The organism is Paenibacillus sp. FSL F4-0243 (assembly GCF_037963295.1).
GTDB lineage: Bacteria > Bacillota > Bacilli > Paenibacillales > Paenibacillaceae > Paenibacillus_AQ.
The window spans coordinates 6,723,288-6,747,072 of the sequence record NZ_CP150151.1 but is presented as its reverse complement, the minus strand read 5'-3'; the positions used below and the strand labels follow the sequence as shown (position 1 = coordinate 6,747,072).

Here is a 23,785-nt window from a genome sequence, read left to right as displayed (position 1 = left end):
GGTCTTTTTTTACTGTTACTTACCTAGTGGTAATCTCTTAGAAGTCGAAATTATCAGGGTCAGGACCTACCCGTTGATCTTGGTTCAGAGCGTTGATTAGATTCATATCCTCTTCTGTTAACAGAAAATCAAACACATCTACGTTTTCGATGATCCGGTGCTCTTTAGTAGACTTTGGAATGGTAATAATTCCACGCTGCAGGTCCCAACGGATAATCACTTGAGCTACGGATTTACTGTGTTTAGCTGCAATTTGTTTCAGTACAGGCTGATCCAACAATTGCCCTTGCATTAATGGAGACCAAGCCTCCAGTTGAATTCCTTGTTCCTGGCAGAAGCTAAGCAGCGCTTGCTGACTCAAATAAGGATGGAGCTCCACTTGGTTTACCATCGGCTTAATTTCCGCATCCTTCATCACATCTTCAAGATGATGGATCTGGAAATTGCTGACCCCAATTGCTTTTACGCGTCCCTCTTTATACAAGGTTTCAAGTGCTCTCCAAGTCTCTTTATATTTTCCTTTTACAGGCCAGTGGATAAGATATAGATCAAGGTATTCAAGTCCAAGCTTAGCTAGGCTAGCTTCGTAGGCGGCAATGGTTTCTTCGTAGCCCATATCTGCAGTCCAGACCTTTGAAGTTACGAAGAGCTCTTCTCTGGACAGGTTGTTGTCCTGCAAAGCTTCTTTGATCGCTTGACCTACGCCAGTCTCATTCTGATAGATCGCTGCTGTATCGATGCTGCGGTAGCCGTGTGCAATAGCAGATTTAACCGCTTGGATCAGCTCAGAGCCTTCTTCGACTTGAAATACACCAAGTCCAAGCCAAGGCATGTTTACCCCGTTGTGTAATGCAGTTGTATCCTGTAGATGTTGAGCCATAATAAAATTACCTCCTGAGATATTTAAAAGTTTATTGGTATGTTAAGGCAAGGCTGATTAAGCAGCCTCAGACTGGAGAAGAGTCTCATCTTTCTTCTCCAGCGCACGACTCCAAGCGGTTAGGAATACAGCGGATAGAACCATTATAGCACCCACCCAAGTGGTATGAATCAGTCCCATATGATCCGTGACGATACCGCCAAGATAAGCCCCGATGGCAATACCAGCGTTAAAAGCAGCAATATTAAGCGCAGATGCCACATCTCGCGCACTCGGAGCATATCGATCTGCAAGTGTAACTACGTGTACTTGTAGACCAGGTACGTTCATGAAGGCTAACAATCCCATAAAGAAGATCGTAAGTAGTGCAGCCACTTTAAAGGGTGCGGTAAAGGTTAAGACGAAAAGTACAACAGCTTGTATAGCAAACATGTAGAATAGGGCATTCATAGGGTTACGGTTGGCTAATTTGCCTCCAATGACGTTGCCGATGGCGATCGCTATGCCATAAACAAGAAGGATGATGGCAACGGTACTCTCTTTGAAACCGCTGATTTCATGAAGAAGTGGAGATAAATAAGTAAAGACTACAAAGGTACCTCCATACCCTAAAGCAGTGATTGCGAAGGCTAGTAGTAACCGGCCGTTCTTCACGAGTTTGACTTGTTCGCGAAGCGGTGTTCGGGTTCCTTTGCGCAGCCCTGTGGCAGGGACCAAGATCAGATTACCGATGAGCGCTATAAGCCCGATGGCAATAATGGCGATGAATGCAGCTCTCCAGCCTAACTGTTGCCCTAGAAAGGTACCCAGTGGCACACCGGTAACAGTAGCTACGGTTAGCCCTGTGAACATGATCGCAATAGCGCTGGCTTTACGATTCTCAGGCACAAGGTCGGCGGCAATGGTCGAAGCAATCGACATGAACAGACCATGCGAAAGGGCAGATATTACTCTAGCTATTAGCAGAATTGTAATACTGTCCGCAGCTGCGGCAAGGCTATTGCCGATAATAAATACAATCATAATGATAAGCAATAATGTTTTGCGCGATATCGCCGTGGTCAGCGACGTTAAGATTGGGGCGCCAAAGGTTACCCCTAAAGCGTACAAAGTAACAGTTAATCCAGCTGTGGTCAGCGGTATATTCAGGTCATCAGCGATTAAAGGCAGCAGCCCTACACTGATAAACTCGGTGGTTCCGATCGCAAAGGCGCTAATGGCTAAAGCCAGGAGTGCCAGGGTACTTCTTTTTTGGTTTAACAACATGTCTCTCACTCCTACACTCTGATAATCACCGGCCGGTAAGTGCAATTATGAAGGCATGAGTCATTTAAGTATAGTACGTACTTTAAAGTGCTATAGGTACTAAAAAGTACCTATAAGAAATCACCTAAGGATATTGTCATCCATTCCTAGAAAATTATCCGCAAAAAAGCGTTGGGCTTCCTTCAGTTGAAGGGAATACCAACGCTTTGATGATTGATCTATTGTGTTCAGTATGTTATTCGAAGCTGTATTTGATTCCCCATTGTTCTCTAACATTACTCATAATGTCCATGACATCTAAGGAGAGCTTGAGGGTTTCCTGGTTGCTGTTTGCCGCGATATAGCGCTGCATATCCTCGATTTCGTATTGTAGCGCTTTGGAAGTATCGCCGGCTTCGATCGTTTCTAGGGTGCCATCTAAATATTGAATTGTAGCTGTAGAGGCCCGTGGGAAATTGTCTACAGTAATAAAGCCAAGTTCTCCAGCAACGACGCCGCGTTTAGGCATTTTGGAGCGCATGGTAAGGGAGATGATCGCCATTTCATCCGCATCGTTGTTCAGAATGATTCCGGATTGTTCATCGACGCCTGTCTCAAAACGTTTCACTGTCGTTAGAATTTCCTGTGGCTGTTTGGACAGGAAGAATCTTGTGAAGGACAAGGCATACGTCCCAATATCCAGCAGCGCTCCGCCCGCCAGATCTTTGCTGAAGAAACGGTTGTTCACATCATATTCTTTATGGCTGCCAAAGGAGACCTGCACCATTTTGAGGCGTCCGATCTTACCTTCATCCACGATTTTCCGTAGCTTTTTGTACAGTGGCATATGGTAGATGGTCATAGCCTCTGCGACGACTAAGCTTTTTTGTTTAGCAAGCTCGGCGATTTCCTGCAGTTGTTTGCTATTTACGGTGATCGCCTTTTCACAGAGGACATGTTTGTTATTCTGCAAGCTTTCTATGATGTATTCGTAGTGGTTACTATGTGGTGTTGAGATGTAGACGACATCAATTTCTGGATCTTGCAGCATTTCGCTGTAATTGCCATAAGCCTTCTCCGCTCCATATTGGCTCGCGAACGCCTGGGCTTTCTCTAAGGTTCGTGATCCTACCGCATATAAAGTTCCGCCGATGTCATTTAGAGCAGCCGCAAATTCAGTAGCGATACTTCCCGGGCCGATGATTGCCCACTTCAGATTGTTCATGGTTAGCACCTCGCCTGTTTTGATTGTTTGAGCTTACTTAGAGATTACCTTGATTCCATTTGAACCAGCCACAAGTGCTGAGGTAACTTCTTTCGTGAATAGGGAGGTCTCAATGACCCCGTTAATGGCTTTGAGTTCAGTTTGAAGAGCAGTGCTATCCTCTACCTTGTCAAAAAAGACATCCAGCAGCACATTGCCATGATCACTGACCGTATACCCATCTTTACTTGCGCTTGTTCGAATCTCAGGCTTGCCGCCCAGCGATTTCACGGAATGTTGAACATAACTAAGAGCATCCATAAGAATTTCCAATGCTACGGGATGCTTGAAGGTTAGCTTGTTCACAAGTTTAGTTTCATCTACCAGCAATATATAATGATCCGCCATACTAGCAATCAGTTTTTCTTTCGTATGAATGCCGCCACCACTCTTAAGCGCATGCAGTTGCTCATCCACCTCATCACAGCCATCAAAAGCAACAGCTATTCGGTCAACGGACCAAGTGGGTACAACCTGCAATCCATTTTGGACACAGAGTGAAGCTGTAGTGAAGGAGGGGGTCACTACCTTTACTCGAAGATCTGCTTCTTTAATATTCCCGATTAAATTGGAAATCGTACTACCCCCACCTAAACCAATGGTTGTGTCGTTCTCAATATACTTTAGAGCTTCTGCGGCACAACTTTTCTTTCTAAAGTCCATATTCAAAGCCGGTCATCTCCATTAAAAAATTGATAATCTGCACATTTGTGCAATATAATAAAAAATGTGCAAAATAATCGTCTACAGTATAGCTAGGGGTTATGGATCTGTCAAATCCTTGAAAAAAGCGAGGAGTTCTATCATGGATCGAAAAGAAGACAAGAAGCTGCTCATTAAGATTGCACAAATGTACTATGAGCAGAATTTAACGCAAAGTGAAATTTCTAATGAACTTGGCATATATCGCACCACCATAAGTAGGATGCTAAAGAGAGTCCGTGAAGAGGGCATCGTTACAATCACCATCAATTACGATATTGGAGATCGTTGTACACTGGAGCAGGAATTGAAAGAACGGTTCGGGCTGAAGGAAGCCATTGTTGTAGAGATAGATCCAGCCCAGTCAGGGGTGAACAAACGTAAAGCCATTGGACAGGCTTGTGCAAGATGGCTGGAGCAAGTGGTTCAGCCGAAAGATACGATTGGGTTCTCTTGGGGAAGCAGCTTAGCTGCCGTTGTAGACAATCTGACCCTCGGACAGAGGCCTTTTGTAACCTGTGTTCCTACGGTGGGTGGTCCATCTGGAAAGATGGAGAGTGGATACCATGTCAATAATATCTGCTACCAAGCTGCCTTAAAGTGGGGGGCGCGCTCATTAATGATTGACGTGCCAGCGATCACGGAGCAAAAGGAAACCAGAGATCAACTGATGCGTTCGCAGTATTATCAGACCATTGCGAACGCATGGGATCGGCTGGATATCGCTATATTCGGCATTGGATCACCGGAAATTAAAGGCGAAGAGGCATGGCGCGGATTTTATGGCGATGCTGTGATTGATGAGCTGGAGGACGGGAAAGTAGCTGGTGATATTTGCTCGCGTTTTTATGATGGCAATGGATTGCCTGTACGCACAGCAATATCGGACCGAACGTTGACCATTGAGCTGGAGCAGATCAGACGAGCGAGGTACGCTATTGGTGTAGCGGAATCGCTGGAGAAGGTTTCGGGGATCTTGGGCGCGCTAAATGGCGGGTATATGAATGTGCTCGTAACGACCGAAGAAACGGCGCAGAAGATCTTGGAGTAACCCCTACTAAATGTAAACAATTGAATTTCGTGAAAATAACCTGAAAATGGTATGCAAAACACTAAAAATTTTGCTTGTAAGCACCAGACAGAGCGTGTAAGATATACAAGGTATTCATATCGAACATTAATAAAACTCATATAATCTTGGGGATATGGCCCATAAGTTTCTACCGGATAACCATCGTAATTATCCGACTATGAGTGAAATAGCGCATCTAGGGTTCCGCTTTCTTCTTTGGAGGAAAGGTCTGGACCGAGCGATGCGGACACTATGTAGTGTTACACCACTAAGGGACAAAAGCCCAGAAGGACAGATTCACTTGAGAGAAACGACTCAAGGGATTTGTCCTTTTTTTGTTTTTTTAATGAAGAGGAGAGATTAGTTCACGATGAAAGTACTTCAAGAGCGCATTAGACAAGAGGGTCTTATTTTATCAGATACGGTACTGAAGGTAGATTCATTTCTGAATCATCAGGTCGATACGGAGCTAGCGCTGCAAATCGGTCAGGAGTTCAAAAAGTTGTTCGGTCATCAACCGATCACGAAAGTAATTACTATTGAAGCTAGTGGGATTCAGTTTGCCATGGCTACTGCGATTGCATTAGGTGTACCGTTTGTTTATGCGAAGAAAAAGAAAGCAGTAACGCTCTCAGAGGCTGTCTACTCAGCGCCTGTACATTCCTTTACTCGCCAAGAGGATTATCTGGTCAGTGTCTCTCAGAAATATCTTGGGCCGGATGACAAGGTGCTTATTGTGGATGATTTCCTCGCTACTGGTGCTGCTCTTGTAGGACTGGTTGATATCGTAAAAGAGGCGGGAGCAGAGCTCCTTGGCGTCGGTTGTGTCATTGAAAAGAGCTTCCAAGAAGGCCGGAGCCTTCTGGAGAACAGAGGCATAGAAGTCCATGCCTTGGCCCGTATTGCATCTATGTCACCAGGTGAAATTCACTTCATTGATAATGAAAGCTCATTAGAGAAAATCAAGGAGAGTGCGGGATGTTAAGCAAGAAAAAAGTATTTGCGTTAGGATTTCAGCATGTATTGGCGATGTATGCCGGAGCAGTTGTTGTTCCTCTGATCGTAGGGAACGCGCTGAACCTGAATGCCACTCAAATGGCTTATCTTATCGCAGCTGATTTGTTTACTTGCGGGTTAGCTACTTTGCTGCAAATAATGGGCACCAAGTATTTTGGCAGCAGGTTGCCAGTTATTCTTGGATGTACCTTTACGGCAGTTGGACCGATCATCGCTATTGGCAGTTCTAACAATCTGGCGACTGTGTACGGAGCAATTATTTTATCTGGTCTATTCGTGGTACTGGCGGCCCCGCTTTACGGGAAGCTGCTGAGGTTCTTCCCAACGATAGTAACGGGCTCAGTCGTGACCATTATTGGGTTATCTCTTATTCCGGTAGCTATGAATAGCGTAGCTGGTGGAGAAGGCAACGCTGATTTTGGAAATCCTCGTAATTTGTTGCTTGCACTGATCACGCTGCTGGTCATTCTAGCGGTTAACCGTTTTACTACAGGATTTCTTCGCTCGGTTTCTGTTTTGATAGGTCTTTTAGTCGGCACAATAATTGCTTATGGAATGGGCATTGTTAGTTTCTCAACAGTAGGTGAAGCCTCTTGGGTAAGTGTTGCACAGCCTTTCTACTTCGGATGGCCACAGTTCAATCTTACGGCTATTTTCACTATGATCATTGTTAATATTGTTAGTATGGTGGAGTCAACAGGTGTTTACTTTGCGATTGGTAAAGTGACGGATCAGAAAGTGGAACAAAAGCAGATCGTAAACGGCCTACGTTCGGAAGGATTGGCGATTATGCTGGGCGGGATCTTTAATGCATTTCCGTACACAGCATTTTCGCAAAATGTAGGTTTGGTCTCGCTAACTCGGGTCAAAACTCGTAATGTTATTTTTGCAGCTGGTGGGATTATGGTTGTACTGGGACTGTTGCCTAAATTGGCGGCTCTGACGACGGTTATCCCTGATGCCGTACTGGGTGGAGCGATGATCGTGATGTTCGGATCGGTTGCTGTATCTGGTATGTCGATTCTATCAGAGGTAGATCTGCGTAAGGATGGCAATCTGCTAATTGCCGCTTGTAGTATCGCTGTTGGTTTGGGTTCAGCAACTGTGCCTGCGATGTTCGACCAATTGCCTGAATTCGCTCGGATGCTGCTACAAAACGGTATCGTATCTGGTTCGCTTACAGCGATTGTGCTGAACATCTTCCTCTCGAAGACAAAGGATAACGTTCTGGCAGAAGATCCTGCTCCCCCTGTTCTAACGAAAGAAACACAAGTTTCTTAATACGTTTGATTCATGATAAAAGACCAAGCCTGGGTGAAGTATAACCTAAGCTTGGTCTTCTTTTGTGTTCGGGGCTTGTGCATTTGCACAAAAAAATAGGTTGTCCCGTCAATATAATTGGGTTTGTAAGCGCAGTATACTCAGTTTAGAAAGCGTTATCAAAACACACACTTTAAAGTGTCATACTTTTATATTAAGGGGGCAACTAGAGATGGAAGGCACAGTAATTAACTGGATGGGCGCTGTTGCAGGATTGATATTAGCCGTCGTATTGATTTTTAAAAAGGTTAATCCGGTCTACGCACTCTTTTTAGGCGCAATTGCCGGAGGGATATTGGGCGGCGCTTCTATTGCGGAAACGGTACAGTATATTATCGATGGAACGAATAGTGTAATGGGGGCAGTTGTACGTGTACTCGCGGCAGGTGTGCTGGCGGGGGTACTGATTGAATCAGGTGCAGCCGAACGAATGGCTGAGACCATCGTAGACAAGCTTGGTGAAAAGAAAGCCTTATTGTCTATAGCACTAGCTACTATGATTATTACAGCAGTTGGTGTATTCATCACGGTAGCCATCATTATCGTCGCTCCGATTGCTTTGTCTGTGGGTAAAAAAATCGGCATTTCCAAAACAGCCTTACTACTCGCTCTGGTTGGTGGCGGTAAAGCAGGTAATATTATTTCTCCAAACCCAAATACCATTGCCGTAGCGAAGGGCTTTGATGTAGATTTGGCTCAGGTGATGATCCATGGGTTCATCCCAGCTGTTGCGGGTCTGATTGTCACTGTTATTATTGCTAATCTCTTAGTCAACAAAGGTGTGAAAATCGCAGACGGCGATGTTGTAACGAAAGAGGAAGATACCTCTAAGGTTAAACCAAGCTTCGGCCGTGCTATCGTCGCTCCAGTTGTCGCTATTCTGCTTCTGGCCATTAATCCGGTCGGAAATATTCTGAATATCGAATTGCTGAAATCCTTTAAAGTGGACTCTATGATCATCTTGCCTCTTGCCGGTATTATTGGACTGATTGCTATGAAACAGACGAAGAACATCATTTCTTTTACAACCTCAGGGTTAAATAAAATGACAGGTACAGCCATTATCCTGATTGGTGCTGGTGCTATCGCTGGCATTATCTCAAAGTCTGACTTAAGTGCTACGGTTGTTGATGCAATTACAGCTATGGGGATCTCAGGAACCTTCCTTGCTCCGATTGCAGGTATCTTGATGGCGGCCGCTACAGCGTCCACATCTACGGCTTCCATTGTGGCAGCCGGATCGTTCGGGCCCGCTATTCTATCTATGGGGACAGCGCCACTTAATGCGGCGATTATGGTGCATACCGGGGCTACAGTGATTGATCATCTGCCACATGGTAACTTCTTCCACGTCACTGCGGATTCCGTTAAGATGAACATCAAGGACCGGATGTCACTGATTCCTTACGAAAGTCTCGTGGGTCTGACAATGGCTATCGTTGCTACTATACTTTACGGCTTCATCCTATAATAATATCTCTAACTAGAAGGGACAGATATTCTATGAAAAAAGACCTGGTTATCGTTCTGGCACCGGATTCTTTCAAAGAAAGTATGACAGCTAAAGAAGCTTGTGAAGCCATGGAAAGAGGCATTCATAAAGTGAATTCTAATATAAATTGTATTCATGTACCTATGGCGGATGGCGGCGAAGGAACGATGCAGTCCTTAGTCGATGCAACCGAGGGCACCGTATATACTACTAAAGTTAAAGGCCCTCTTGGCAATGAAGTTAGCGCATCCTACGGAATTACAGGTGATGGATTGACAGGCGTACTGGAAATGGCCAGCGCGAGCGGCATTCAGCTGGTATCCCCTGAGGAACGTAACCCTTTGATTACAACAACTTACGGAACAGGACAATTAATCAAAGCCTGTCTGGACCGTGGTGTCAGCAAACTGCTAATAGGTATCGGAGGTAGTGCCACCAATGATGGAGGTGCCGGGTTGGTTCAAGCGCTAGGCGGCAGACTTCTGGACGAAGAAGGGGATGAACTGATATTTGGCGGCGGTGAGCTTGGCAGATTAGCAAGGATCGATTTGAGTGAATTTGACCCTCGCCTGAAGGATGTGCAGGTTGAAGTGGCCTGTGATGTTACGAATCCATTATGTGGTCCGACCGGAGCTTCTAATGTATTTGGTCCGCAAAAGGGTGCTACTTCAGAGATGATCAAACAGCTCGACAGTAATCTTCAGCATTATGCGAGTGTCATCAAGGAACAGCTTGGAAACGATATTATGGATATGCCTGGAGCTGGTGCAGCCGGTGGACTTGGTGGAGGGCTGGTAGTGTTTTTAAACGGAGTGTTAAAAAAGGGCATTGAGCTTGTCATTGACTACACCGGACTTGAAGAAAAGGTGCAACAGGCTGATATGGTGTGGACCGGGGAAGGAAGCATCGACTTCCAGACTCAATATGGCAAGACACCGTTAGGCGTTGCCCAGGTCGCTAAGAAATATAATAAACCCGTGCTAGCCTTCGCGGGACGGATCGGCGATCAGACAGAAGTGCTGTATGATAAAGGAATCGATGCTATTTTTGGCATTATGCCAGGTGCGGCTTCATTGGAGGATGCCCTGAAGAAAGGGCAGGAGAATCTGGAAAGATCCGCTGAGAACGTGGCCCGGCTAGTCGCACTGAACCAAGGTTGATCATTATAAAAAGCGACGGAGATATTACATCATCCTTATTATTCCTACGAGAAACGGTTATCGTCTTTTAAGGACGACAACCGTTTCTTCTTGTTTATTTTTAAGGTAGAAGCTTTCTGAGTAGAATATACAGGAACAGGAGGGGCAGACATGAAGATATCGAAATCACTCGCAGGACAAATCGCACAGGAAATGATGAGTGTAGTTCCTTATAACATTAATGTTATGGATGAGAACGGCTTTATTGTAGGGAGTGGAGATCTAAAACGGGTTGGGACCTTACATGAGGGAGCGAGAATAGCCATTCAAAGTGGGCATGTCTTTGAGGTATACGAGGACGGCATTGGAATGAAGCCAGGGGTGAATGAACCCATTATTATAGACCGTAAAGTTTTGGGTGTGGTAGGCATTACGGGACATCCGGATGAGGTTAGACCGTTTAGCAAGCTGGTCAGAGTTACTACCATATTACTTATAGAGCAGGAAGCAAGGAATAAGCAGGAGCAGGATGACAGAGTAAAGCGTGTGAAATTTTATCATGAATTGTCTTATCGTAAAGAGGCGTATGATCTTGAATTTCTAGAACGGGCGAGTAGCTATGGGCTTGATCTGAAGAAGAAATGCTGGGCCATCCTGGTAGATGGAGACGTGAATGGGAAGGAGTTCAGAAGCGTTTTTAGATCCTATCCGCATTACTGGAATTTGGAGAACGACAAGGCTGTTTTTTTCATCACAGATGGATTTCTCTATAAAGAGCTGATAGGAAAGCTTAGTGCTTGCGGTGATGTGAGACGGATCGGCTCTGGCGAGGCAGAGGAGTTAGCCGCTTATTCGTTGGAACAGGCACAGGCGGCCATTCATATTGGCAGTAGAGTCGATCCACTCAAAAAACTATATACCTATGCAGAATTGAGGTTTCTAATACACTTATCCTATGAAGGGGATGAGCGGCCAGGGACGATTTATGCTCTTCTGGATCAGTCGGGAGACAAGACGGGTCTGATTGAAACACTGCAAGTATTTATTGCGGAGAATGGAGATCATAATCGAACGGTACAGAAGTTGAATATTCACCGAAATACACTGAATTACCGACTTAACCGCATTCATACATTGACGGGTAAAAATCCACGCAACTATATAGAGCTGTTCGAACTGGTATGTGGATTGATGTGGCGCAAGTAATTTCCTCTTCTAATTGCCAACCTCTTTTTATAGGCATAAAATTAGTTGAGCATGTATAGATAAATTAGGACAGGGATGGAGTAGGAATGAATGAGAAAGTAGGAATGAATGATAAAATTGTCATGCCATTATGGACGATGTGCCTCTTTATTGTAGTGATGAACACAACGATGTTTAATGTATCGCTTCCAACCATTATTCAGGATCTCCAAATTTCTGCTGACCTAGGCTCATGGGTCATTTCCAGCTATTCGATTGGATATGCGTTGTCGACGGTTATTTATAGCCGGTTATCAGACTTGGTGCCGATTCGCAAGCTCTTGACCATTGGCTTAATTACGCTTGGGACAGCATCTGTGTTTGGATTGTTCGCACATGACTTTAATATGCTATTGATTACAAGAATCCTACAATCTGCGGGCGCCGGCTCTATGGCTGGATTGGGGCTTGTACTCGCCAGTCGCTATGTTCCGATTGAAAGACGCGGCGCTGCTATTGCGATGATCTCGGCGGGTAGTGCAATGGCCTTTGGTTTGGGCCCTATTGTCGGAGGTGTCATCAGCCAGTACTTTGGCTGGAACGGATTGTTCGGCATAACTTGCCTTGTGCTTATTGTGCTGCCGGTACTACTGCGGTTATTGCCTAAGGAACAGCCACAGCCTGCAAGCTTTGACATCCTGGGGGCGGCGCTGACCGTGGTAAATGCAGCAAGTCTGCTGGTAGCTGTAACTACCCAGTCGCTTGTATGGTTAGCGGTGGGTGTAGTGTCTATTATCGTGCATACCGTACATCTGAAGAAGGCCAAGGAATCATTCATTAATCCACAGCTGCTTACCATGCCGGGTTACTTGAAACTGGTTGCCATAGGCTTTTGTATTCTGGTGCTGAACCTAGGGAACTTGTTCCTGATGCCGCTTGCGCTCGCTAATCTGTTTGATAAATCAGCGCTGATGATTGGTTTGTATATCGCACCGGGAGCGCTATTATCTGCATTTCTGACCCGTTATGTGGGACGTTTTATTGATCGGTACGGTAATATACGCTTCTTAGTGATTGGACATTGTATACTTGCAGCCGTTATGGCTGTGTTTGCCCTGAATCTTTCTGTATCACCTGTAGTACTGCTGCTAGGTTATCTATGCTTCTCTCCCGCTTTCTCAGCTACGATGGCATCCTTAAACAATGAAACTTCTATAGTTCTTCCAAGGACTTGGATTGGTTCTGGTATGGGGCTTTTACAGCTGGTTCAATTCTTCGGAGGCTCTGTATCTGTTGCAGTCTGCGGGCTTTTGCTGCATGCTCAGCGTGATATCTCCCCTGCAAAAGCATATCAGCATGTATACGGCGTGTTGCTCCTCGTTTGCTTATGCTCGTTAGGAATTCTTCTTATATATAGACGTTCTAACGCCAAGAGTAAGGTTGGGCAGTCTATGCACACCTAGAACTGAAACGAAAAGGTAATAAAGACGTATCAGATGCTATAGCAGAACTAAGGAAGGAATGGTAATAATGGACAATGGGATGAATGTAATCTTATTTGAAAAAATGCCGGAAGGCGGGCTGCGAGTCATTGAGGAACGCACGTGGAGCATGAATATGATCGCAGCGCTAGAGCATGTCAATTATATTGTGGTTGGCAGTGTTGAATATGAAACGGTTGAAGGACGGCTGAATGTAGATGAAGGCAAGCTGGAGCTTTTACTTGTTCCGATGCACAACGAATGATTGAGATAAGGGAAGGAGAACCTTACGATGTCTAAAGATGAAAAGGATAAGGAATTAGCGGTATCCAAATTATTCACTTCTGATGGTAAGCCCATTCGAGTATTATCTACTTCGCTAGGCATAGCTTTGTTAGCGAATGCTATGTTTATTCCTGGCGGCGCAGGGGCTAGTGCAAATACTTCTGGAGATGAACCACAGCTAGTGTCCTGGTCTACCGAAGAGGTTAAAGCCTATTTTGACAAAAATGTGGATTGGAATATTCCATATCCGGAAGGTGCACAAGAGGTAGAACAGGAAGGCCAAGGTGTTGTAACCAATAATGGAACGACGGTAGTGAATAACTATGGTGGATATCATTCAGGTTTTGGTTGGGATGACTTGCTGCTATATCACATGCTGTTTAACAGTGGTGGCAATTACTCTTCCAGAGGATGGTCTAAGGACCGTCCAACTTATTATGGAGGCACGAGAACAACTTATAAGCCGCCTACCTATAGCAGTGAGAAATTCCAGAATAAGAAGGTTCCCGGTTCTGTTGTAAAGCCCAAAACATCGACTTCCTCCACAGGCTCCATTACGAGAAGAGGTTCTTCCTCAAAAAATGGAATCGGTGGCACTTCCAGCGGATTAAACTCTTCGAAGAACTCTAAATCTAGCTCAGGCTCGAAGTCCTCTTCGAGATCAGGCTCAAGTAAGAGTGGTTTTGGCGGATGAGTGAGCAGCAGAGTGTATTTGAAATTCTAGATCAGTCTGAGCTTGAAAGAGGTCCACGGGTCAAAGCGTTATATGAACTCGGGTTCACTTGGGCTGATCTTGAGGATGAAGAGTACTGGTTGGATGCAATTGCTCTAATGCAAAGGGACACTTATAAGGAGCTTGAAGAAGCCTCATCAAAACTCTGGGCCATTCTCGATAAAGCGGTTCGCTATGTTCATCTAAAGCGCGATTTGTATGAACTGCTTGGGATTCCCCCTGTACTTTGGGAGATGCTTGACGGGTGTCCTATGCCAGAAGAAGGATTCATTAGTCGGTATGCCAGATTTGACTTTGCCATAGCCCATGATGGGACGATTAAGCTGCTCGAACTGAATGCGGATACCCCAACAGGTTATGTGGAAGCCTCGATAGCTACACCATGGATCTGTGAGCAAGCTGGAATGCAGAGTCCAAATCAAGGGATGAAGGCACAAGTTGCGGCAGCTTGGCAGGTAGAACGTCCGGATACCGCAGCTTGTGTGGCTTATGGATCTCATCTTGAAGATTCAGGTACGATAGAAGCATTAGTGAAGCACAGTGGTCTCGATATCCAGTGTGTGGATTGTCTTGATCTGTGGGTCGACAACGGAATTCTCAAGGATGGGGAGGACCGTGTGATCGAGCGGATGTTCGCTCTATATCCTAAAGAGTGGATGGCTGTGGATGAAGGCGGTGATGCCCTCGCCTATGCGGTAGAGCAAGGGAATCTTCAGCTCTTTAATGGTCCTCACAGTATATTGCTCCAATCCAAGGGGCTGGTTGCAGCGGTGTGGGGAATGTATGAGCTGGGCCTGCTATTCGACAAGGAAGAGCGAGAGACGATCTCGCGCTATATTTTGCCTACTTATAATAAGCCTGTATTCTCAGGGAACTTTGTGTCCAAATCTGTTTTTGGCCGTGAAGGGGGTTCGGTGCGCATGTTTGATGATAGCGGTGCGCTAGAGCTTGAAGATGAAGACGGTTATGACAGTAGTCAGCTCTTCCCCACTGTGTATCAAAAAAGAGCTGATTTAGCACGGATAACGACATCAGAGGGTGAATTTCATCTACTGACAGGCATGTTCGTGATTAACGGGAAGCCTTGTGGTATGCTCGGCCGAGCGGGCGGATTGATTACAGGCAATGCCAGTCATTTTATTGCGTTGGGAGTGAGATAATTGGATAAGAGCAAGAAAGCCCGAATCGGAGTCTTATGTATGATGCTTTTGACGGTACTGTTGCTAAGCGCATGTTCCAGTAATCAGGGCAGTGTATTTGATTCAGGAACAGCTCAAACTTCAGATAGTGTAGCACGGGTACCGTGGGACTACCGGGTGGTAGAGAGTACCGTAGGGGATTTAATTGGGAGTGACATGACGGTTTTGCCGGATAATGAACTGCTCCCGAATGATGGGAATTATGCTACTGGCGATAAAATTTGGACACTTCAGTTCATGGACGCCGAGTTAATCACGGATGCTGATCAGAAGAATGAAGTTCGCCTGTCTTCATGGAGCACGATTAAGTCTTATGCAGATGAAAAAACGGCAGCAGAGGATCTTACCAATCTTAAAGTATCGGTAACCACTGATGTTGATCTTGTAGGAGTATACAAGACTAAGTATAAGGATAAGACAAGAAACTTTGCGGTGCTTGAGCTCCCTTCAGGAAATCGGATTAAGCAGCCGATTGATGATGAACGCTATACCGCATTAGAGAAAAAGAAAACCGCTTCCGTAGTCCTTGAGGAAGTACATGATTTTGCCGACTATGATTCGGCGTATGCGAAATTTCGGGGGTGGGCGAAGTGACGATGGTGGTTAATTTGGTAGTAAGTGTGTTTGTGATTATTCTTTTGCAAGTGTTAGGCATGGTGATCTTTGGTTTAATGACTCCGTTTAAAGATATGGAGGAGCTGAAGAAAGGCAATGTGGCTGTAGCTTTGGCTTTAGGCGGCAAGTTTCTGGCAACGGCTATTATTATTGGCGTAGCGGCGTATACGAATACCTCCATTTTGCACATGATCATTTGGTTTGCGGTAGGTTATGTGTGCTTGATAGCGGCTTATTGGATCTTTGAATTGGCAACCCCAACCTTTAAGATTTCAGAGCATCTGGAGAAAGGGAATGTGGCTGTAGGCACTATGCTTTGCTTGGTGTTTATTGGGACTGCATTTGCGATTAGCAGTTTGATTGTTTAGTTTCAACTTGAAATAGGATAAAGACAAAGGTTGCCCCGATCCATCCGTCGAGTGGCAGCCTTATTGAAAATCTAAGAAAGTATAAGTTTTACTTTTTGCTTGATGTGAAGAAGGGGTGGGCAGATGCATCTGTTTCTGAGAATTTCCACCAAGATGATGCGGTTACGTAAACGGACGATAGGGCTAATCATTCTGATCTTTATAGTTCTTAGTGCGTCGATTGCTTACCTGATCGAGCCGGGTACGTTTCACAGTTGGTTTAATGCATTTTATTGGGTCATGACAACGATGGCGACCGTAGGATATGGAGATTATTTTGCAGAGACCGTAGTTGGAAAGCTGTTTACCATGTTTCTATATATCTTTGGTATCGGCCTCCTCAGCTTGGTTATTGGTAAGGTCATTGACTCCATAGCGGAGGTGCAGAGAAGGAGAGGAGCGGGAACGTTGAGCTTTCGGGGAAAGGATCATGTGATTCTGATTAATTGGAGTAAGAAAGCACAAGCTGCCGTAGAGGAGATTCTATGCTATTCGCCGAAATGCCACATTGTCATCATTGATGAGACTGGAAGTCATCCTCTGGAGCATATGGATCAAGTTCACTTTATAAGTGGCGATGCCTCCAGTGATGAGATTCTTCTTAAGGCTAACATCCATGAAGCAAGAGCAGCCATTGTGTTCGGGGACACAAAGATTGATGAAGCATCGCTGATCGACGGCAAATCTTTGTTAATTGCCTCTAGCATTGAGCGCATTGCACCACAAGTACATACGACTGTAGAAATAATGCAAGAGAAGAATATTCAGAATTTCAGGCATGTCCAAGTAAACGAGTTCGTTCTTTCGCATGATGCCATCTCCAGACTGGCTGTTCGTTCTGCACTGCAAGAGGGCAACTCTGAGGTGATAACGCAGCTGCTGAGCCGTAAATATGGTGATGATATTTATGAGATTCCAGTGAATACTACGTGGAAGACTTATGGGGACGCGTTTCAGAGCCTGCTTCTGCAAGGTGCAACCTTATTGGCGGATCGTAGCGATCTAAGTATCAATCGAAAGCTGGATCAGGCTATTCCTAAGGATGCTAGATTGTATGTTGTTTCCGATGAAGCGACGTATCGTAGGATCAAGGGTTAGGTCAGAATTAGATGGAATAGGCGGATTTTCGGGAGCTATGGCTTCGCGGAATTCCGCCTTTTTTTGTTTGCCAAACTTTCCTAAAGGGTAAGAGATACATGATAATATTTACTTTACCTTTGGAAGGAGCCATTGTTAATGAGTGAACATCAAAAAGTGAACGGAAAAAGCAAGAATGAGCAACTGGAACAGTTTCGCAGTAAGGATGAAGGTCACACCTTAACAACGAACCAGGGTTTAAAAGTATCAGAGGACGAGTTCTCCTTAAAAGCGGGTGATCGGGGCCCAACCTTACTGGAAGACTTTCATTTCCGGGAAAAAATGACGCATTTCGATCATGAGCGAATCCCTGAGCGAGTCGTGCATGCACGTGGATTTGCTGCTCATGGTGAGTTTGAAGTATATAAATCACTGAAAGAATATACAAAGGCGAAATTCCTTCAAGATCCCTCTGTGAAGACACCGGTATTTGTCCGATTCTCGACGGTAGCCGGATCACGGGGATCAGCCGAGACGGTGCGGGATGCCCGCGGATTCTCTACCAAATTCTATACAGAGGAAGGGAATTACGATTTAGTCGGAAATAATATGCCCGTCTTTTTTATTCAGGATGCGATCAAGTTCCCAGATTTAGTACATGCGCTTAAGCCTGAGCCGCACAATGAAATGCCTCAGGCCGCATCGGCTCACGATACCTTTTGGGATTTCATAGCCAATAACCAAGAATCGGCCCATATGGCAATGTGGCTGATGTCGGACCGCGCTATTCCACGTAGCTTCAGAATGATGGAAGGGTTTGGGGTGCATACTTTCAGGTTGATTAATGAGCAAGGAAAAGCCCATTTTGTTAAATTCCACTGGAAACCGGTGCTCGGTGTACACTCTTTAGTGTGGGACGAAGCTCAGAAAATATCAGGTGCGGACCCTGACTTTCATCGCCGTGATTTATGGGAATCGATTGAAGCCGGCAACTTTCCGGAATACGAATTGGGCATTCAGCTTCTAAGTGAAGAAGATGAATTTAAGTTTGATTTTGACGTGCTGGATCCTACAAAGCTCTGGCCAGAGGAAGATGTACCTGTACAGATTGTTGGGAAAATGACCTTGAACCGCAACGTGGATAATGTCTTCGCCGAAACGGAGCAGGTAGCTTTCCACCCTGGACATGTGGTTCCAGGCATCGATTTCACCAATGATCCACTGCTTCAGGGCAGATTGTTCTCATATACGGATACTCAGCTAATTCGGCTTGGCGGTCCTAACTTCCATGAGTTGCCGATCAATAGACCGGTATGTCCTTTCCACAACAATCAACGTGACGGGTATGGACGGCAGACGATTAATCAGGGTTCAGTGAGCTATCACAATAATTCGCTTGCTAACAATACGCCTGCACCTGCAACAGAGGATGCAGGTGGTTATGTACATTATCAGGAGAAGGTTGAGGGCCGTAAGGTGCGTAGCCGGAGCAAAAGCTTTGAAGACCATTTTTCACAAGCCAAGCTGTTCTGGAACAGCATGAGTGCTCCAGAAAAAGCGCATATTATTGAAGCCTATTCATTCGAGCTCGGGAAGGTAAAGAGTAAGTCTGTCCGGCAGCAGGTTGTAGATATGCTCGCGAACGTTACGTTAGAGCTTGCTGTGCCTGTAGCAGAAGCTATTGGAGCGACTTCACCGAAAACAGGGGGTTCCGAGGTAGCTCAAATCTCCCCGGCACTAAGTCAGGCAAATACGAAGAAGCACCCAAACACACGTAAAATAGGTGTGATTATAGGCGACAGATTTGATGAAGACTTGGTGATGCCTGTTCTGGATACGCTTATGAGAGCCGGGATCCAACCAGAAATAATCAGTGATAAGCTTGGATTTATTAAAGGCTCGAAGGGGACAGAGCTTGAAGTCATTCATACCTTATCCACGACAGATTCGGTGCTCTTTGATGCAATTTATGCAGCTGGTGGAAATTCGGAACATAAGAAATTCCATAAAGATACAGCGCAATTCCTGAACCAAGCCTATTCTCACTTTAAGCCCATAGCGGTGACTACTGAAAATGCTAAACTACTTGAAACGGCCGAGCATAGAAGCAGTCCGGGTGTAATCATTGGAGATGGCGGAGAGGTGTTCGCTGCCAGCCTTGTCGCGGCAATTACTGCCCATCGTTTTTGGGAACGTATGAATGAATAAATAACTGATACAGAGGGGATATCCCGCTCGCCAAAGGCGTAAGGATATCTCTTTTTTGTCCAAGGATAGATACATAACACTCACAGTTTGATTTAACATTTTGTTGTATATTACCGTTATAGATAATACTAGGCAGTAAGCAGAATAGGAGAATATTAAAAGGAGGTGATCACTTGAGGAAAATAATTATTGCTGCACTAGCGATATTTGCAGGCATTATAGGGTTAACGGCATGCGAAAAAACGGCAGTACCGAATCCGTCCAATAGTGTTCATACTAATTCTCCAGCTCCAGTAGATTCGGAAAATGATACTAAGGTAATCCAGACGCAGGAAGTAACTAACTTAGAGCAGTTTATTACCTCGAAACTCACAGGTGAGTACGGTGTATATACTAATTTTATTGAAACAGATCAGTCGGCGGAAGCGGCGAGTGGACACGAAGTTCTGAGTGAATCGGCATCTCTCCGGATGCTGGCAGCTGTGCGTAGCGGCCAACAAGAGAGATTTGCAGAACAATGGCAACTGGCTAAGCAAACTTTTGATATCAACAGTGGTTTCAGCTACCGTTACAGTCCTAAACAGCAGAAGCTATACCCCTTGAATGCTGCCGTTGATGATTTGCGTATGATTCAAGCTCTTTATGAGGCGGGGGAGAAGTTCGGCAATAAACGTTATACAGCTGAAGCGGATAAATATGGCGAAAGATTATATGATTATAATGTAAAAGACGGAAAACTTTATGATTTCTACGATATGGAATATTCTTCAACAAACACATTCGTCACTTTGTGTTATATTAATTTGGGCACTTTGCGAAAAATGTCGATTCCTAGCCAATTTAGTAAGAAACTGACGAATGATTTGAACGTAATATTGGAAAACGGATATTTATCGGATGAATTCCCCTTTTATGAGACACGGTTTAATTATGAGAGCGGAAAATATAGTTCGGAAAACATCAATACAGTAGAGTCGCTTTTATCCATTCTAGCCTTAGCTGAGGTGGGCCAGCAGAAAGCCACCAGCATTGATTTTATCAAGCAACAGGTCGAAGCTGGAACGTTGTATGGGCAATATTCGAGAGAAGGTAAGCCGCTGAACGATATCCGCTCCACAGCCATTTATGCCATTACGGCTATGATCGGCTCAGAAATCGGCGATGAATCTCTCCACCATAAAAGCATTGAAAGAATGAACGAGTTCAGAGTAACAGATGTTGATAGCCCACTGTACGGAGGATTCGGTGATGTCGCTAGCGGCCAAGCTTATTCTTTTGACAACCTGATGGCATTACTGGCCTATGTCTATTAACTTAAACTTATTGTATTGAAGGTGAACCTGCATGATGGACAACACGGTGAAAACACCTCTAAGGCAGGGGATAGCACTTGCTAATTTATCGGTTTCTCCGGCATTTCTTGCTGCATTTGGAGTGCTGCTTATAACCATCATTGCGCTGTTCACAGCTCCGTATGTCGGAGTGGCGGATAACGGTGACTTTTTCCGTAGCATTTATAGTAATGGACTCTATTTCAATCTGCCGGATTATGATAGTCAGTACTTTGGTTATTTTGTGAAGCAATATGGGATCTTTCAATATTTTAATGAGAATGGTGCAATGTTATTTTCCTCTCAGTCCTTATTTATCAAGCTGGCTATAGGACTTAACAAGTTGTTCTTCAGTAGTGAGGTATTCGACATCCGCTTTCAAGCGGCGATTTATACGATTCTTTATGTAATCGCAATTTACTTATTAATAGAGGCTATTACATGGAGGATGTCCCGAAAAAAGGGATTCATTATTGCAGGTATTGCTATTTTTATATTCGGAGATACCGGGTATACGGCTTATTTTAACTCCTTTTACGGCGAGAGTGTTGTGATGATCACGATGATCTTCATGTTCGCTTCATGGCTGATGTTATATCGAAAAAGATTCAATGACTACGCGATGCTGGCCTTGTTCGTAATTAGCACGCTGATCCTGACTACTTCTAAGCAGCAGAATGCGCCAGTGGGTATGATCATTGCTGTTCTGGCATGTTCACTGCTGTGGATTCGTAGAGACAAGATATTTCGGATCCTGACAATGGCGTCTCTTGCTCTGATGCTGTTTGCAGGTGTGTTCACGTATTTGAATATCTCAAATGAGTTCGTAAACATTAACCAGTTCCATGCCATGACCCGAGGGGTGCTGAAGGAATCACCTGATCCAGAAGCCGCTTTAAAAGCGTTAGGGATGGACGAGCAATTCGCCATTCTGAAGAACAGCATTCACTATGAGAAATACGTGACCATAGACGTGAATTCACCACTTCTCGAGGAGAATTTCTACAGTCGTTATGGATTTGTATCCATCCTTAAATATTATTTAACGAACCCTGACCAGCTTAATTCGATTCTTAATGTAGCTGCTCAAAGTGCATTCTCGATTAAGCCTGCGGCTATGGGAAATTTCGAGCATTCTGTTGGTAAGGAGTTTCGAGCACAGAGTCACTTTTTCACCGGATACAGCCAACTGAAACAAACGCTGGCCCCGCGAACATTCGGGTTCATCTTCCTCTGGATGGTGCTTGTCATCGGTCTCTATATGCCTTCCTTTGTAAAAGCGATTAAGTCCCGTGACTTCAGAGGTATGCAGCGAATGGTATTGATTGTCGCTTCGATTGGCATTGGGCTTTCAGGTATTTTTGTATCGATTATCGGGGCAGGCGATGCCGATATTTCCAAGCATGAGTTCTTATTTACATTATCCTTTGATTTAGTCACTTTTCTGACCCTATCCAGTGTGATTGGGCGTAGAGTTTCTAAAAACAGCAATCGGGTTAAGCAGGTTAGCAAGAGCACCCCTTCTAGCCTGTATACAAAGCCTCAAAAGGATGTGAGTGTGTGAGCATCAGAGGAGTTTTAAACGGAATATTGCTACTGACGTTGACTCTAACAGCCCTTCTGATTCCCGTCACACCTGTCCAATCTGCTGCTTCGCCACAGCAGGTCCTACTACTCTACGACAGCCTCGCTAAGGGGACAACGAAGGAAGGCAACGTGACTGAACTCCAGCGACTGCTGGCGGCCTATTCCATGAAGGTCACACTTAGGAGTCTGGATCAATATGAACAAGGGATGCTGAATCATTACTCTAAAGTGATTATGGTCCGTAATGCAGCGGATATTTTGATTACTAATAAATTTTATGTAGAGGATTGGGAGCATTATCAGGGACAGTATTTGCACATCGGGTACAGTCCTCCAGCCTCGCTGACAAAGAAACTTCAGTTAACCACAGATGTCATGTATGACGCGAATCCAGATCTCAAGATCGGACAGTTCTCGGGAATTTCACTTCAGGTACAGGATATGCTCTATATAGCCGGAAGTCAGGGAACCCAGTCCCTTGGAAAGCTGATCTTCCAGGATGATAGCCTGCAAGCACCTTATGCTGTGAGTAAAGAGGATGCTGCTTATGTTCCGTATTTTGAACAAGGGAATGTCAGTGCACTGGCGATGGGGTATGTTCTGAAGGATTGGCTTCATATCAACGCAACGCCTAAAGTGTATCTTGCGATCAAAGAGATCTATCCCTTCTCTGATCTGGGACTGCTGACAGAGACTGCGGAGCGGCTGTATCAAGTGGGGATTCCTTTTCTCGCAAGTGTGCGGCCAGTGTTCAGCAATACCGATTATCCAGCAATGCAGCGTTATTTGGTAGCCATCAAAAGAGTGCAATCGAATAATGGCAGCATTCTGGTCAATGCCCCTATTGCGATGCATTCAACGAGTACTAGTAATATGGATCATTCACTTCAGGTAAAGATGAACGCGTTCATTAATCTGCTGGTGCACAACAAGATTGGGCCGCTTGGAATCGGAGCACAAATGCACTGGGCGTATGACAAGGAATACTCGGAGGCGGGGATGGGGTTTTTCGATTCTGTGATACTGTATCCGGATGAAAACGTTGATTATATGGAGCAGAGCGACACCTCCAAGTCCTTTCCATCCTCTTTATATAGTGTGCCGATTGATTTTTTGCAGGATCTGCAAACATCCAATAATGTGATGCCAGAACTGCCGATGGACACGGTAATCACTGTGGATATGCCTAAGGATAAGGAAGAACTTGAGGAAATGCTGAAGATGCTGGAACAATACTGGGTTTCTTTTGCAGATTATAAACAAGAAAGGCATGAGGTTGTTACAGACGTCAATACGATCACTTCATCAGAAGGAGTGATTTCTATTAATGGACAACCCCTGAGTCTGAATTATACGCCAGAAACAGTGAATAGCGATTATCGGTATACAGAAGAGCAGAAGAAGAGCTTTACGACGCTTTTTAATATACAGAATCAGTTCTTTATAGTTGCAATAATGATTTCTCTGTTGCTATTTGGCGGATTAATGATCATCGGATACCGATTGTATAGGAAAAAGTATTTGAAATGAGACAACTAATCGTGAT

21 protein-coding genes and 1 riboswitch are annotated in these 23,785 nt (G+C 44.8%); of the genes, 17 read left to right on the top strand and 4 right to left on the bottom strand.

Going from position 1 to position 23,785, the window contains the following annotated elements; translation table 11 throughout:
• Positions 1-37: 37 nt before the first annotated feature.
• From NSS87_RS29860 to rpiA, 4 genes are all read right to left on the bottom strand, one after another.
• A complete protein-coding gene (locus tag NSS87_RS29860) occupies positions 38-880 on the bottom strand; it encodes an aldo/keto reductase (protein ID WP_339243952.1) in 843 nt (280 codons plus the stop codon).
• Between the two features lie 57 nt (positions 881-937).
• Entirely contained in the window at positions 938-2,146 is a 1,209-nt protein-coding gene (locus NSS87_RS29855) for an MFS transporter (protein ID WP_076284942.1), read from the bottom strand.
• Positions 2,147-2,381: 235 nt separating this feature from the next.
• A complete protein-coding gene (locus NSS87_RS29850; protein WP_042192794.1) occupies positions 2,382-3,350 on the bottom strand; it encodes a Gfo/Idh/MocA family oxidoreductase in 969 nt (322 codons plus the stop codon).
• 33 nt (positions 3,351-3,383) lie between these two features.
• On the bottom strand, positions 3,384-4,052 hold the full coding sequence (rpiA, locus tag NSS87_RS29845) for a ribose 5-phosphate isomerase A (RefSeq protein WP_339248700.1): 669 nt from the start codon (positions 4,050-4,052) through the stop codon (positions 3,384-3,386).
• A 142-nt stretch (positions 4,053-4,194) separates the two neighbouring features.
• Here rpiA and NSS87_RS29840 point away from each other — a divergent pair, with 142 nt between their 5' ends.
• The 17 genes from NSS87_RS29840 to NSS87_RS29760 all read left to right on the top strand — a co-directional run bounded on the left by NSS87_RS29840 (position 4,195) and on the right by NSS87_RS29760 (position 23,769).
• Positions 4,195-5,142 (top strand): sugar-binding transcriptional regulator, encoded by a 948-nt coding sequence (locus NSS87_RS29840; RefSeq protein ID WP_339243951.1) that lies wholly within the window; start codon positions 4,195-4,197, stop codon positions 5,140-5,142.
• A gap of 116 nt (positions 5,143-5,258) precedes the next feature.
• Positions 5,259-5,362, top strand: a riboswitch (purine riboswitch).
• A 171-nt stretch (positions 5,363-5,533) separates the two neighbouring features.
• Complete coding sequence (locus NSS87_RS29835; protein WP_076284939.1) at positions 5,534-6,148, top strand: xanthine phosphoribosyltransferase; 615 nt, start codon at positions 5,534-5,536, stop codon at positions 6,146-6,148.
• Positions 6,142-7,461 (top strand): nucleobase:cation symporter-2 family protein, encoded by a 1,320-nt coding sequence (locus NSS87_RS29830; protein WP_339243949.1) that lies wholly within the window; start codon positions 6,142-6,144, stop codon positions 7,459-7,461. Before NSS87_RS29835 ends, NSS87_RS29830 begins: the two co-directional genes overlap by 7 nt.
• A 211-nt stretch (positions 7,462-7,672) precedes the next feature.
• Complete coding sequence (locus tag NSS87_RS29825) at positions 7,673-8,971, top strand: SLC13 family permease (RefSeq protein WP_042192785.1); 1,299 nt, start codon at positions 7,673-7,675, stop codon at positions 8,969-8,971.
• Positions 8,972-9,003: 32 nt separating this feature from the next.
• On the top strand, positions 9,004-10,152 hold the full coding sequence (locus NSS87_RS29820) for a glycerate kinase (protein WP_042192783.1): 1,149 nt from the start codon (positions 9,004-9,006) through the stop codon (positions 10,150-10,152).
• 150 nt (positions 10,153-10,302) lie between these two features.
• On the top strand, positions 10,303-11,337 hold the full coding sequence (locus NSS87_RS29815; RefSeq protein WP_042192781.1) for a sugar diacid recognition domain-containing protein: 1,035 nt from the start codon (positions 10,303-10,305) through the stop codon (positions 11,335-11,337).
• An 86-nt stretch (positions 11,338-11,423) separates the two neighbouring features.
• Complete coding sequence (locus NSS87_RS29810) at positions 11,424-12,779, top strand: MFS transporter (protein ID WP_339243947.1); 1,356 nt, start codon at positions 11,424-11,426, stop codon at positions 12,777-12,779.
• Between the two features lie 67 nt (positions 12,780-12,846).
• Positions 12,847-13,062: a hypothetical protein gene (locus tag NSS87_RS29805; RefSeq protein WP_042192779.1), complete on the top strand. Its 216-nt coding sequence runs from the start codon at positions 12,847-12,849 to the stop codon at positions 13,060-13,062.
• Positions 13,063-13,089: 27 nt separating this feature from the next.
• On the top strand, positions 13,090-13,776 hold the full coding sequence (locus tag NSS87_RS29800) for a hypothetical protein (protein WP_149645450.1): 687 nt from the start codon (positions 13,090-13,092) through the stop codon (positions 13,774-13,776).
• Positions 13,773-14,975, top strand: a complete 1,203-nt coding sequence (locus NSS87_RS29795; protein WP_042192775.1) for a glutathionylspermidine synthase family protein — start codon at positions 13,773-13,775, stop codon at positions 14,973-14,975. The genes NSS87_RS29800 and NSS87_RS29795 overlap by 4 nt, the downstream gene beginning before the upstream one ends.
• A gap of 39 nt (positions 14,976-15,014) precedes the next feature.
• Positions 15,015-15,608: a hypothetical protein gene (locus NSS87_RS29790; RefSeq protein ID WP_179085796.1), complete on the top strand. Its 594-nt coding sequence runs from the start codon at positions 15,015-15,017 to the stop codon at positions 15,606-15,608.
• Entirely contained in the window at positions 15,605-15,997 is a 393-nt protein-coding gene (locus NSS87_RS29785; RefSeq protein ID WP_042192771.1) for a DUF350 domain-containing protein, read from the top strand. Before NSS87_RS29790 ends, NSS87_RS29785 begins: the two co-directional genes overlap by 4 nt.
• A gap of 123 nt (positions 15,998-16,120) precedes the next feature.
• Positions 16,121-17,134, top strand: coding sequence for a potassium channel family protein (locus NSS87_RS29780; RefSeq protein WP_042192769.1), 1,014 nt, complete (start codon positions 16,121-16,123; stop codon positions 17,132-17,134).
• 138 nt (positions 17,135-17,272) lie between these two features.
• Positions 17,273-19,321 carry a catalase gene (locus tag NSS87_RS29775; protein ID WP_339243944.1) on the top strand — a complete coding sequence of 683 codons (2,049 nt, stop codon included), beginning with the start codon at positions 17,273-17,275 and terminating at the stop codon, positions 19,319-19,321.
• Between the two features lie 173 nt (positions 19,322-19,494).
• Positions 19,495-20,634, top strand: a complete 1,140-nt coding sequence (locus tag NSS87_RS29770; RefSeq protein ID WP_339243942.1) for a glycosyl hydrolase family 8 — start codon at positions 19,495-19,497, stop codon at positions 20,632-20,634.
• 31 nt (positions 20,635-20,665) lie between these two features.
• The gene (locus tag NSS87_RS29765) at positions 20,666-22,216 is read left to right on the top strand and encodes a hypothetical protein (protein WP_339243941.1); all 1,551 of its coding nucleotides are present in this window, start codon (positions 20,666-20,668) and stop codon (positions 22,214-22,216) included.
• Positions 22,213-23,769 carry a hypothetical protein gene (locus NSS87_RS29760; protein ID WP_339243940.1) on the top strand — a complete coding sequence of 519 codons (1,557 nt, stop codon included), beginning with the start codon at positions 22,213-22,215 and terminating at the stop codon, positions 23,767-23,769. The genes NSS87_RS29765 and NSS87_RS29760 overlap by 4 nt, the downstream gene beginning before the upstream one ends.
• The last annotated feature ends 16 nt before the right edge of the window (positions 23,770-23,785 follow it).